Source organism: Blautia hansenii DSM 20583 (assembly GCF_002222595.2).
GTDB lineage: Bacteria > Bacillota > Clostridia > Lachnospirales > Lachnospiraceae > Blautia > Blautia hansenii.
On record NZ_CP022413.2, the window covers coordinates 1860411 to 1872612 of the forward strand.

15 protein-coding genes are annotated in these 12202 nt (G+C 32.7%); all 15 read right to left on the reverse strand.

Annotated elements, in window-relative coordinates; translation table 11 throughout:
- Nucleotides 1–3: 3 nt before the first annotated feature.
- The 15 genes from CGC63_RS09285 to CGC63_RS09335 all read right to left on the reverse strand — a co-directional run bounded on the left by CGC63_RS09285 (nt 4) and on the right by CGC63_RS09335 (nt 12171).
- A complete protein-coding gene (locus CGC63_RS09285; protein WP_003020725.1) occupies nt 4–1116 on the reverse strand; it encodes a hypothetical protein in 1113 nt (370 codons plus the stop codon).
- Nucleotides 1117–1124: 8 nt separating this feature from the next.
- The gene (locus CGC63_RS09290) at nt 1125–2726 is read right to left on the reverse strand and encodes a DnaB-like helicase C-terminal domain-containing protein (RefSeq protein WP_003020722.1); all 1602 of its coding nucleotides are present in this window, start codon (nt 2724–2726) and stop codon (nt 1125–1127) included.
- Between the two features lie 148 nt (nt 2727–2874).
- The gene (locus tag CGC63_RS09295) at nt 2875–3453 is read right to left on the reverse strand and encodes a hypothetical protein (RefSeq protein ID WP_003020715.1); all 579 of its coding nucleotides are present in this window, start codon (nt 3451–3453) and stop codon (nt 2875–2877) included.
- Complete coding sequence (locus CGC63_RS09300; RefSeq protein ID WP_003020713.1) at nt 3453–4445, reverse strand: AAA family ATPase; 993 nt, start codon at nt 4443–4445, stop codon at nt 3453–3455. Before CGC63_RS09300 ends, CGC63_RS09295 begins: the two co-directional genes overlap by 1 nt.
- 16 nt (nt 4446–4461) lie before the next feature.
- The gene (locus CGC63_RS09305; protein ID WP_003020710.1) at nt 4462–5385 is read right to left on the reverse strand and encodes a hypothetical protein; all 924 of its coding nucleotides are present in this window, start codon (nt 5383–5385) and stop codon (nt 4462–4464) included.
- Nucleotides 5386–5597: 212 nt separating this feature from the next.
- Nucleotides 5598–6782, reverse strand: a complete 1185-nt coding sequence (locus tag CGC63_RS09310) for an RNA ligase family protein (RefSeq protein WP_242648452.1) — start codon at nt 6780–6782, stop codon at nt 5598–5600.
- A gap of 102 nt (nt 6783–6884) precedes the next feature.
- Entirely contained in the window at nt 6885–7046 is a 162-nt protein-coding gene (locus CGC63_RS15285; protein WP_003020705.1) for a hypothetical protein, read from the reverse strand.
- Nucleotides 7047–7060: 14 nt separating this feature from the next.
- Entirely contained in the window at nt 7061–7951 is an 891-nt protein-coding gene (locus CGC63_RS09315) for an ATP-binding protein (protein ID WP_003020702.1), read from the reverse strand.
- 66 nt (nt 7952–8017) lie between these two features.
- On the reverse strand, nt 8018–9235 hold the full coding sequence (locus CGC63_RS09320; protein WP_003020698.1) for a zinc-ribbon domain-containing protein: 1218 nt from the start codon (nt 9233–9235) through the stop codon (nt 8018–8020).
- Nucleotides 9177–9341: a nucleotidyltransferase family protein gene (locus CGC63_RS16070; RefSeq protein ID WP_412693777.1), complete on the reverse strand. Its 165-nt coding sequence runs from the start codon at nt 9339–9341 to the stop codon at nt 9177–9179. The genes CGC63_RS09320 and CGC63_RS16070 overlap by 59 nt, the downstream gene beginning before the upstream one ends.
- A 2-nt stretch (nt 9342–9343) precedes the next feature.
- Nucleotides 9344–10309 carry a coiled-coil domain-containing protein gene (locus CGC63_RS09325; protein WP_003020695.1) on the reverse strand — a complete coding sequence of 322 codons (966 nt, stop codon included), beginning with the start codon at nt 10307–10309 and terminating at the stop codon, nt 9344–9346.
- Nucleotides 10281–10451: a hypothetical protein gene (locus CGC63_RS15290; protein ID WP_003020692.1), complete on the reverse strand. Its 171-nt coding sequence runs from the start codon at nt 10449–10451 to the stop codon at nt 10281–10283. Before CGC63_RS15290 ends, CGC63_RS09325 begins: the two co-directional genes overlap by 29 nt.
- Before the next feature lies 1 nt (nt 10452).
- Nucleotides 10453–11343, reverse strand: a complete 891-nt coding sequence (locus CGC63_RS09330; protein ID WP_003020690.1) for an SPFH domain-containing protein — start codon at nt 11341–11343, stop codon at nt 10453–10455.
- Complete coding sequence (locus CGC63_RS15450; protein WP_003020685.1) at nt 11340–11483, reverse strand: hypothetical protein; 144 nt, start codon at nt 11481–11483, stop codon at nt 11340–11342. The genes CGC63_RS09330 and CGC63_RS15450 overlap by 4 nt, the downstream gene beginning before the upstream one ends.
- Nucleotide 11484: 1 nt before the next feature.
- Nucleotides 11485–12171, reverse strand: a complete 687-nt coding sequence (locus CGC63_RS09335) for a hypothetical protein (protein ID WP_154965457.1) — start codon at nt 12169–12171, stop codon at nt 11485–11487.
- Nucleotides 12172–12202: the final 31 nt, after the last annotated feature.

The following is a 12202-nucleotide window of genomic DNA, read 5'->3' on the forward strand; positions in this document are numbered from 1 at the left end:
TTCTCACTCTTCCTTTCGTACTTCAATTTTACTTTTCATTAACTTTTCTAATATTTCTTTTCCTCTATCAGCAGGAGAGTCTTTTTGTTTCAACAAATCTTCAGTATCCATAAGCAAATATACTGTACAATATGGAGTTAATTTATATGCCAGTTTCAGGAGCTTGTTATAATACGCTTCTGCAAGCTTGCTCTTAGCATTTTCGTACTCTTTATCAAAAGCAATCATTACTTCACTGACACCTAAAGAACGTATCATTCTACATTGAGTATCTGTAATGTTTGAACCACATACTGCAACACTGAAATTATTTTGCTGATAATATGTGTCGCACAATAATACAGATTTCTCACTTTCGAAAATGATTATTTTTCCCATTCTTTTAATGGCTTCTTCGTTCTGACATAATCCATATAGGTTATTCCCAAGCGTATGTTTCAAAACTTTGCCCTGTATTGTTATTGGCATATATTTTCTTTTTGCTTCTAAATCTGATTGATTTAAGGCTCTCCCTCTTATTCCAATCAATCTTCCATCTATATCTCTGTGAGGAATAATAATTTTATTTTGTTCTCCCCAATAGGATATTTGATATTTCTTCATAGAGTCTTTACCAATGCCTTCTTCTAACCATACTTCATGTGGATAAGGGCAAAAGACTTCTAAGATATGCTCATTGATTTCGCTGAGTTGAGGAATAGATTTTTTGTTTTGAGACGATTTTAATCGGTTTATCCAATTCCAATCATCAATTTTTTCTTCCTGTATAACATGGTCTTTTTTGTAAAAGACATTATTACTTATATTTGCAACATATTTTACTGCTTGAGGAAATGAAATTGTAATTCCTTGTTTTCTTCTAGCTCTTATTACTAATTCATAAACATCATAAGTGTCTGTACATGTATAACAATGAAATATCCATCTCATTTTTGAGTCTATATTTTCATACAAGTATAATTTCATCGAGTTTCCGTCTTCATGGCACAACTCAGTACAAAATATGAGATGTCCTTCATTATCTTTTTCGTACATTCCATTTCCTAGGTCGCTACAAATTTTAATAATATCTTCTTGAGTTAATTTTTGTGATATTTCCTGTGCATCTAAATACATATAACACCTCAGAAATTAAGAAAACTTTTTGCTGCTTCTATCATTTCTTCTTCTGTAGCTTCCAAATCTTTTTCATCAACAGAATGTTGTTTCAGAATTTTATTAGCACTTTCTATTGTAAGTGCATCCACTGGAATAAGTTCGTTATCGAATGTGGTAACAAACAAATCCTTAGCCCGACAATTACCTAAATTAACATGCAGCCATACTTTAACTCTGGTTATTTTCCCTCTCCTACATTTATACAAGTGATATATCATATTTGGTTTTGCATATATACCATTTTGTAGAATTGGCTTTACTGCTTCCAATTCTGTTTTAGAAGGTGGAAGTAATATATAACCTACGTCAATTCTGTCTGCTATTGCTTTTGAACCTCTTAGGATTGTCTGGTCTTTTTCCTGAGCATTTTTATAATCTCCTGAAAGCTGAGTTGCTGAGTCGATATGAATTTTATAATCATTAGCAATGGTTTTAAGAGCGTCCGAAAACATAAATAATACTTGGTCTTCTCTTATTTTCATTCCTTTAGAAATGTTTGAGATTTGACTTATAAGTTTAAGAGATGTATGCAGATAATCAAAATTTACATTAAGAACACCTTTTTCTCGATAATATTTTTTAATCGTATTTTTTATATCATCAATATCAAAATCTGGAATAGGTTCTATATATAGTGGACTGGAAGCAATATATTCAGCAGCTTGTAGCACTCTTTCGAATTCACCCTCTTTATATTCATTCTCAGTAATGTGGTCTTCATTTACTCCACTAACAAATGCTACAATAATCGTTTGAACTTCCTGAACAGATAATTCAGTTGTAATAATTAAACTGGGACTGCTAAATCCAGTGTATTCCCATTTATTGTCATCAAGATTGAATATCCAAGGAACAGCGGTCATACACGTATCTGCAAACGAGAGTCTTGATTTACCTGAACCAGTTCCACCAGATCTTAAATAAAATGTTGAGCGTCTTGCGCCTCTAAGTAAAGCGTTCATGAACTTACTCTGCATTGGAAATCCGAGTTCAGGATTTTCCTTAAACGACATGATTAGGTCAATTAATCCTGTTCCGGCAAGTTGTCCGTGTTTTTCTTGTGCGGAACTAAATCTTTCCTTTGCAGTGGTAACATATTTTATTTCTACCGTTTCAATAATATCTTCTATACTTAAACTATCAAACTTTTTCTGCTCTCTTTCTTGTTCTACTGGGTCTATCAAATTAGGGTTATAAATTGCAGTTATATCCATATTTTGAGATACATAATAACGAAGCAGGCTAAATTTTTTAACTCTGTTATAGTTATAAATAAAATTTTCAGGTTCGCACATAGAAATAGCATCATTTACGTAATCAATACCATTATTTGATGTAAAGATACGATATTGTTTCTCGTATGATGAGATAAATGAGTCCAAAGCAAAACAATCAATTATACTCACTCCCTGATTATGTAGGTTATATATAGAAGAGAAAACAATTTGGTGAAAACTGTCTCCATTAAAATCTTCCTGTGTCAGCACATATTCATCGAGTAAAGAAGGATTTTGTAGCAATCCTCCGATTACTTGGAATACTGACCTTCTATCAAATAACCCTGTCATTTTTTCTTCCTTTTACGATATTCAGATAGATATTCTATTTGTTCTAAATCATCTATTTCCCTGTCATAGTTTGTTTTATTCATGACTAAGACTGCTATACCGATTGCTATTGAACATACAATTATTATTGCAAGAATTTCCAACTCTATCACTCTCCAATCTTACTAATGTCAATTTGGTCAATAATTCTATTCTCTATGTCAGGGAGTTTTAAAACCTTTTCTGGATACATAGATATCATTTCACTCATTTTCTCTTGGCAATTCTTTTGTGCTCCCCTTATATTATCCATAGCATTTTTTGCTTCGTTGTAAACATAAGGGAAAATACCAATCATATCGCCTTTTACTTCATTGCTCTCAATCGAATAATACCAGTACAATGTTTCATAAATGTCTTTATAAGTTACTTTGTATTTTTTTATATAATCATCAATCAATTTATATATCTTAATGGTTATATCTGCTTTTGTCTTTTCTCTTATAAAGTCACATAGTTGTTTCTTTTCCTGATATTCCTCTTCAGTTAAACCTGTTTTAACTTCCTTTTGAGGAGCTTTCTTTGTATTTTTCTGTACTACTTTCGTACTTTTGGGCTTTTTCTCAGTTGTTACAACTTTCATTGCTACATTAAAGCAACTGAGGTGAGCGTACCGTTTTTTATACGGTACACTGTCATTATTATCCTCAATCCACTCGCCACATATAGCGCATTTACGTTTTGCCATTAAGCCAACGCTTCTTCTAAATCATTTAAAATAACTTCAACAGCTTCATACTGTTTAGCTGTACACTGAGATACCTTCCCACCTTTTCCAAGAGTTTTTTCTACAATATCAACAACTTCTTCATCTCGTTTTGCATTACACATTTTCTCAATACACTCGGCAACTTTTCCCATTAATTCATCAAAGGTAATTCTTTGCTTTTCGTACATTTTATCTCCCTCTTCTTTTGTCACAGTGCTTGTTCCCTCTGCTTTTTCCTGTCTATCTAAGGCATCATAATAAGCATTGACAAGATTCTCAGCAGTATAATCTTCAATATAAGGAACAAAATATTCGTTACGTGTTCTTGCAAAATATTCATCAGTGTCGGAAAGCATTAAAGAAGAGTGGATAGGCTTTCCTGTTTCTGGATCAGAACCATTTCCTCTTACATATCCAATGATATCAGAGTGATTTAAAATAATAGGAAGCATACGTTTTAAATCTCCAACTGGCATAATCTTTCCTGTATCATCTGCACAAGCATGAAGAATAAACATTACACAGAAACCACTGCCAATAATTTTCATAATTTCATTTTCCCATTCATCTTTCAAGTCACCCCAAAGACCATATCCACCATTTCCTTCTTTAATCTTTCTTACACCTTCTGTAGAAGCAACATACTGTTCACAGTATTTGTATAAGATTTCCATTTCGTCCAATACTAATGTGTGATATTTTTCATGAAGTTGCTCATAGTTTTTCTTATTTGAAAAAAGTTTAACAAGACTCTTAAAATCAGACCATGAATTTACTGGCTGGAAATCTACATTGTTAATTCCACTCAAACCAGACTTGCCAAATGCAAAGTAAAAAGGTTTTTCCATTTTTGTAGCCACTGGAGTTTTTCCTTGTCCTCTTGCGCCGTATGTAGTAATAATTAAGTTATCAGTTGAACGTGTTACTTTTGATACCTGTGGGTTTAATAAATCATCTAATGAATATGCCATTGTTTATCCTCCTAAATTAAAATCCTGCTGTTGGTAATTTTCTGCTTGTTGCTGTAGTATTTTTAGGTACAGCACCATTGTTCTTTCCTTTTTTTCTATCTTCTTCCACTTTTGCTTTTGCTTCGTCAAGAGCAATCTGCTTGTCTGCCATTGCTTTGCGAATAGCTTCTTCTTTGTATGCAAATTCTTCTTCATAAGGAGCAGAACCACCTGTCATTAAGAGTTCATTCACATATTCGGTGCTTGTTTCATGAACATCGTCTCCAATAGCTCTTTTAATTACTTTTTCTGTAACAATAGCTCGATTGACAATTTTTCCATCAACGTCTACTGTTGCGCCCATTTCCCATATATCTTTTACTGTATCTGCAAGATTTTCTGGAACAATAAGTTTTAATGGTTCAATAGAATTAAAAGTAGGTACTTGTAGATTAAGAATTAATCTTCCTGTTTCCTCCTCTTTATCGAATTCGTCAATGATAGACTGAATATATCCAGTAACATGAAATTCTGCTTTAAAAGGCACATCTAATTCACCATTCTCAGTATAAGTTCTATCAACTTTATTCATGAAATTTGCAGAATAGCGAACTCCCTGAACTTCTCTACCTGTTTCTTTGTTGATATATTTACTCGGTCTTAACTGACCTTTTTTAATGTGAACGATTGTTGCTCCATCTACACCTTCATCCGCAATAGACTCATATTCAGCCATGCGTGTAAGCCAACCATCATAGGTTTTATTTTCTTTTCCATCCTTTGTTACCTTATTTACTCTTACATCAGTAACAACTGTATTTGTTTCATCTGTCTTGATTTTGATTGTTCCACCAATATATTCTTTTCCTTCTGTATCGGTATCTACTTTCAGGTTCATTTCACTGATAATGCCGATTACTTCAAATCTTGCGTCTGCTTGTTTTAATGTATTTTCTTCCATTTAATGTCCTTTCTTTTAATACTTGTAATATTTTTTATCGTTGTTTATATCTAAAAATTTCATGAAAAATTGGTCGAGTGACCGATTAAGAACTGAATAAGATGCTTTACAGCATGGACTTTGATGACGCATTTTTACGTCTTCAGGTAATTGTGAATATGAAAAGATTTCTTTACATTTATGACATTGACATTTTGTTTCGCTGCTAATCATTAAAGCTCCTCAACCATATCGTCTGTCATATTTGCAATGTCAGCATTTTCTGAGATGATACCGCTGACTAATTTAAAAGTGAAGTTTTTATGTTTAAATGCTGTGAATTTAGGTCTATTTTCAATTCGTACAACAACTCCTTCTCGAATGTGTGTTTTTCCTACAGGGTCTACTCCATCATAGTATTTTTCAACACGTTCCATTAAATCTTCCCACGTTGAATATTCAAATGTTTCAAAAAGTGGCACACAATCCACTCCCATTTGCTCACATCTTAATCTCATGAGCCAATCAGGATATTCAATAGTGTATCCGTCCTCATTGGTCAGCGTCATACGATAAACATAGTATTGATTTTCTCCGGGATTACAACCATAGGAAAATACCATTTCTTTTCCATAAAGTTTTTTGGCTTCCTTATCCTGTAATTTTGAAGTAGAACAACTACCCATAATAGGAGTTTGATTATTAACGTAACCTACAATCTCTCCGTAGACTGTTTCACCTTTTTCTAATTTTCCTTCAAAGAAATCATGCCACGGTTTTCTAAATTCATTTGAACCATAAAATCCTCCATCGAAATCTTCTAATATACATCTCCTTGTACCTGAAACATACGTCCATTCTTTTTTAGTTCTAGGTTCTTTTTTTAGTAATTTTTCTATGAAATTTTTTTTGAATCGTTCATGTTTGATACTATACATTTCTCTACTGCTTGTTCCATGCATCTTTAATGTAATTGTGCATTTATCTCCGGGTTTAAATGCTTGTTTATTGCACATCAACTGTTCAGTATCAACATGTTCTATAAAGATAGGATATTTTTCCTTCTTAGAAATGTTTTTTGATTTTGTTGAACTGTTTCCACCTTTTAAGGTTTTTCTTTTAGGGATATATTTCTCACAAATCAAATGACCATTTAATGTCGTAATTTTATCTCCGACCTTTAATGTTTCCATACTTGTGTATGATAATAATGTTTCTACCGGCATTACTAAACCTTCGGACTTTTCTCCTCTAAGCTTCAATGCTCTGATGTTATTTTTCTCAGGCTCTAAATATCCTCCAATATTTTTACCTGTCTCATCTTTTTTTCTAACTAAATTATTTGCTAATGCGTATTCATCACTCAATCTTCCATCTACAGGAAAGAAGACTACTATTTGTCCTTCGTAATAAGACATATCTACAATTACATTGTTTCCAAAAATATTTACACATTGCAATCTGTCTGCATTTGAGTGCTTACGCAGGTTCTGTAGCTGTACAATATATCCACAATACAATTAAGCTTTTAAACCTCTGATTTTACGGATTACATCAAAAACATTATCTTTCTCTACATCAATTTCAATACCTGCTTTATTTAATAAAGCAAATACTGTTTCGGAATCTTCATGTACCAATACCTTACATACATCTTCAATAAACTGTTTCTCTTTTAACATTCTTATTCTCCTTTTTAATGAGCGTATAAATCCGCTTTATGTAATTTTTCTATCATTTCAAATAAATCTTTTCCCCATAGTTTTAATCTGTTTTCTTTTAATTTTTCATCTTTCTTCCAAAAGAAGGGTTCCATGTGCCAGTTAATTAACCAAGCTATTAATAATGAGTCGTCTAATACTTTTGAGGTATAAAAAAATGAGTCGTATGCACCTACGTTCATGTGGTTATAATAGTGAGCATTTTTGTCTCCTTCTTTGCACTCCTTGCAAAATGGCTTCCCTATGTCGTGAAGATATGAAGCCCACAACAGTTCGAAAGTATATCCTCTTTCATGTCTAACAAATCGTTGCCCTATGTAATGAAAAGCATGATATAAGTGCCGACCAAGAGTTAAAGTATGGTGCTCATTTTCTTGATTAAAATTATTATAACTTGTAACAATTTCTTCTGGCTCTTTGTAATCTGCCCCTTGCCATAAAACTACCTGAATAATATCAAATCCTTCATAATAATAAGGAACTTGGAAGTTCGTATACATTTTCTCTATAACACTTTCAGGAATACTTCTTTCCCTCTCTGCATTATTTTTCAAACATTGCTGGTATGGAGTCATTATGAGAATTGCAATTTTTTCACAGGGAATATCTTTTAAAGATTTCAGAAATGATATTCTTTTTTTCGAATTGATATTTGTTGCATCATATATAACGTTTTTACCAGCTTTTAAATCTCTCTGAATTCTTTTATGAAGTTCATTAAAAAGAAAGCCATTATCTCCCATGTGGTTTACATCTCGGAACAACTCTTCTCGCAATCTATCAGAAGCATGAATTACTGCGTTATGTTCTTTTGCAATTATCTCTGCTTCTTGTGATTTTCCACTACCGGGAATACCAATCATCATAAATAATTTGGGTAATATACTCAGTTTTCACTCACCTCTTTTCATCTATGTTTAATTAAGTTAAAGTCAATTCATGTCAAGCTCTTGATATCCCCATATATATCCTCCTGCTGATTGCCTTCTTCCAACTATGACATCCCATATATGTGAAATATGCAACTTTCGTTGTGCTTCGTTAATGCTAGGATATTCACCAATTATTTTTAAATCTTTCGTCATCTGAAAAATCGGCTTTGACATGGTTTTTACTGTACGTTTTGAAGTTTCCTTGTTTGCCTTTAAAACCGCTTCTTTAGAATCATAAGAACACCATCCAATTTTAGCTCCCTTTTTTAACCAAGATACAATAGTATTTCTGCAATATCCCACTTCTCTGGATATTTCTTTTATTGATTTAGTTTTATTTTCATAAATATCACACACTGTTTTTAACATATTATTACAGGTAGCCACATGACATAGCTCCCACTGTTCATCTGATAATGTTATTTTTTGGTTTAAAACTGTTTCGATATTACTTTGTAAAATACTGTTTTTAATATAGTCTGCATCTGAATTACGAGCGTTTATTTCTATATAGTGTTGTATTCCATTTTTACTTGCAATATCTTTTTTGAAATCATCATTTGCTTTTTCTTGTTTTAATGTTCTTCCACCTAAATCTGTAAAACCGCTCTCTATGTAATGTTGTTTCCCGTGAACTTCAATAATACACATATAATCTTTTAAATAAAAATCGTATGATTTTTTCCCAGACCATTTAAAAGATACATGTTTAGTGTAATTAGTATTCATTAAATCTAAAAATTTTGACACATATTTTTCACCGTAGCTAATAAAATCATTACAGTTATTGCATTTATTCTTATTGGTAAGAAACTTGTTTGGAGCTTTATACATTACATATCCACAATCAGGACATTTCCAATAGATTTTTTTATTAGAACCAAAAGTATATTTATATCCATCTTCTAAATTCAAAAGATATTTCATACATTCTGGATGTGTTGTAGCCATGTCGTTATACCCCTGTAAAACCGTATGATTGCTACATACTGTACAATGAAATCCATCATCTTTTATAATGTTCGATGGCAATGCCTCAAATTTATGTCCTTTGTTGCAAATCCATATATATTTTCGGTTTGTTTTGATTTCATTTATTTTATCTGTATTTTCATCTGAATATATTTGTGGATACATAGAAATGAAATTTTTTATCCTATCAATGTGCATGTTTACCCCTGTTAATATCCACATCGCTTGTTGGCAGGTTAGTTCCATAAGCAATAGAACCTCCCATACCAATCAAGCAGATGTTATTTCCTAAATGTGGGTTTTCTCTAAGAAATGAATATTCAGACTGTTTTAGAATTTCTCTGTAAGACATGATTATTTAGAAGCTGGAGTTGTACCAGATGATACAATACGAACTGCACCATTTGCTTTAACTGTTTCAGATGCTAGTGTGTTCATTTTAGTATAAGCATCATCTAACTTAGACTGTAATGTAGTTGTTTTACTTTCTTCCTGTTCTAATTTTTCTTCAAGCATAGAAACTTTGTCTTCCAATTTTGCAATTTCATATTCTTTTTCTTTTTCATACATGGTTTTCTTATAACCATACTCTTTTGCAGCTTCTTTCTGACCAAGTTCTTTTGCTTCTTTCTCAGCATTTGCAATCAATTCTGGAATTTCTGCAACTTTTTCACGCAATCTTTCCAGTTCGTCTAATTTGCTTTCTGCTTCTACAAACATATTGTCAGCAGCCTCTTCCTTTGCATTTAAAACTTTTTCACGTTCTGCTTTTTCATCTTCCCATTTATCATTTTCAATCTTACGCTGACGTGTCAGATTGTATCCATACTCTTCTTCTTCACGTTGACGTTCCTGTTTTACTTTTGCAATTTCTTCTGCTCTCGCAGCTCTTACTTCTTCTCGCACGGAGTCTTTTTGAGAAATCAAGTCATCTAACTCAGCTTCATATACTTTAATCAGCTCTTTGTGTTCAGCCATGAGTTTTTCTCTTTTAGCTTTAAATTCTTCCTCTAATTGATAGTCTTTTTCTTTAGCTGCATTAATAATAGCTGCCAGAGAAGATGCTTCTACTTCAATATCATATAATTCTTGCAATTCTTTCTGTTTATTTTCAATGGTTTCCATTAAGTCTTCGTACTGTCGAGTAATTTCATCACTGAAAATATTGCTCTCTACAGCCTGAGCAGCATTTTCTTCAACCGCTACTTTTCTTTTATTTTCAGCCATATCCGCTGGCGTTTCTTTCATTTTCTGAACTTCCTCTACTTTTTTCAATGCTTCTGAATATGCATCAAAAAGTTCCTGTTTCGTATTCTTCATTGTCAACATTTTTTAATTCCTTTCTTTTCTCTTTGATTTTTTTATATATAGCAATGCCTTTATCTACAGCGAATGTAGCGGTCATTGTTCCTAGCAATACAATTACTGTATCCGTAAATACTTTTGCGAATTTTTCTTTCACTTTATTCCTCCTTAACTACTGCATTTGCACCCTGAACAGTTACCCAACCATGCTGTAATCTTGCCTCTGCCTCTTTCATCTGAATGAGTTCTGGTGTAATGGAGTTAGATTTCAAATTATTTGCATCTGCCTCCGCCTGAGCTTCGATACGCATTTTTTCTGCTTTTGCTTGAGCCTGTGTTACTGCAATCTGAGCATCTGCTTCCGCTTGCATTTTTTCGGTTTCTTTTTGAACTTTAATTTTTTCCTGCTCTGCTTCCGCTTGCTGTTTTTCCTGCAAAGCTTTCACTCTATCATCAATTGCTGCCTTTAACTTATCGTCAGGATGAACGTCAATAATGGATGCATCCAAAACTTCAATGCCATACGCTTCGCCAAATTCTTCATTTAAATATTCAGTGATTTTGTCGTTGATTTCTGATCTATTTCCACTATATAACTGCATCATACTGTAATCTGTTGTAATTTCAGAAATCTTTGATTTTAACACTGTTTTCACACGCTGTTCAACAATATCTTCTCCATCCATACCTTTGAATTTCTTATATGTATCTACTACTGTTTCAGGAATATATCTATAGGACATCTGAAAACTAATAGAAATACTTGCATCATCAGAAGTAGCAACTTTGAAAGAGTCGTCCCCTTCACTTCCTTCTCTCTTATCTTTTGATAGAATTAACTGTTCATTTCCAATTGTAAATTCTTTTACGTGAATACCAGGAAGAACAAAATGTACTCCCATGTCCAATACTTCATCTTTTACTCCACCATTCAATGAATATTGAACTCCTACTCTTCCTGTTGGAATTTTTTCCATCTGGCTCACTGTAAAAACTCCGCCTGCCAATGCAACTACTAAAACAATACTAGCTATAACTTTTTTCTTCATGGCTTATGGTCTTCCTCCAATTCTTTTTCTATCTTTTTGTCATCTTTTTTGATTGAATTGATAACTTTATTTCCAATCCATACAATTATCAATCCCAACACTGCATATCCTAAAACCGCTAAAAGAAATAGAACCCACATATTATTTCATTCCTTTCTTTGCTTTCAGTTCAGCTAACTTCTTATTGATTTCTTCGTCTTTCATTTTTTTATCCAGACGTTTTTTCTGCACGCTAGCAGAATTTTCATAAGCTATTCTGTTTCCTTCAGACTCTTCTCTTGCTTTTCTGACTCCATCTCTGACTTTTTCTAACATTTTATCTTCTTCATTTGAAGACACTGTGGTATCAGCTTTCAAAGATTTTGTAGCTTCTACTGTTTCCAAAGTGAATACGGTTTTTTCTTTTTCAGCTTTTAACTGTGCCAAATCATCATAGAGCTTATCAACTGTCTCTTTCTGCAACCTTTCGTTCTCTTTCAAATCCTTAATACCTTCTTTGAGAACTTCCATCTTATCTGTAATTTCTTGCTGCATTTTCAAATATGTTTTAGCCCCTTCATCATCACCACGAGATACGCAAGAGTCAATATCCATATTAACTTTCATTTCATCTTTTTGGAGTGTTCTTAAATCTTTTTCAAATGCAGATAATTTTCCAAGAATTTGACTATAGTTAGCACTTGCTTTAGAATAATCTTCTTCTTTCTTTTCAATAGCAGCATTAAAATATGCTTTTGCACCTTCAGGAGTAGATGCATCTTCACTTAATTTTTCATTGATTGTTCCTGTTGCTCTAAGGCGAATTCTTTTGCCTATTTTTGTAAACAAAAGAATTCCTCCAACAATACCAACAGTTAAT

Excerpts from the sequence above, each read along its gene's own strand:
- CGC63_RS09285 (WP_003020725.1), bottom strand. The coding sequence starts at position 1,116 with ATGTATTTAGATGCACAGGAAATATCACAAAAATTAACTCAAGAAGAT.
- CGC63_RS09290 (WP_003020722.1), bottom strand. The coding sequence starts at position 2,726 with ATGACAGGGTTATTTGATAGAAGGTCAGTATTCCAAGTAATCGGAGGA.
- CGC63_RS09295 (WP_003020715.1), bottom strand. The coding sequence starts at position 3,453 with ATGGCAAAACGTAAATGCGCTATATGTGGCGAGTGGATTGAGGATAAT.
- CGC63_RS09300 (WP_003020713.1), bottom strand. The coding sequence starts at position 4,445 with ATGGCATATTCATTAGATGATTTATTAAACCCACAGGTATCAAAAGTA.
- CGC63_RS09305 (WP_003020710.1), bottom strand. The coding sequence starts at position 5,385 with ATGGAAGAAAATACATTAAAACAAGCAGACGCAAGATTTGAAGTAATC.
- CGC63_RS09310 (WP_242648452.1), bottom strand. The coding sequence starts at position 6,782 with ATGTCTTATTACGAAGGACAAATAGTAGTCTTCTTTCCTGTAGATGGA.
- CGC63_RS15285 (WP_003020705.1), bottom strand. The coding sequence starts at position 7,046 with ATGTTAAAAGAGAAACAGTTTATTGAAGATGTATGTAAGGTATTGGTA.
- CGC63_RS09315 (WP_003020702.1), bottom strand. The coding sequence starts at position 7,951 with ATGATGATTGGTATTCCCGGTAGTGGAAAATCACAAGAAGCAGAGATA.
- CGC63_RS09320 (WP_003020698.1), bottom strand. The coding sequence starts at position 9,235 with ATGGAACTAACCTGCCAACAAGCGATGTGGATATTAACAGGGGTAAAC.
- CGC63_RS16070 (WP_412693777.1), bottom strand. The coding sequence starts at position 9,341 with ATGTCTTACAGAGAAATTCTAAAACAGTCTGAATATTCATTTCTTAGA.
- CGC63_RS09325 (WP_003020695.1), bottom strand. The coding sequence starts at position 10,309 with ATGAAGAATACGAAACAGGAACTTTTTGATGCATATTCAGAAGCATTG.
- CGC63_RS09330 (WP_003020690.1), bottom strand. The coding sequence starts at position 11,343 with ATGAAGAAAAAAGTTATAGCTAGTATTGTTTTAGTAGTTGCATTGGCA.
- CGC63_RS15450 (WP_003020685.1), bottom strand. The coding sequence starts at position 11,483 with ATGTGGGTTCTATTTCTTTTAGCGGTTTTAGGATATGCAGTGTTGGGA.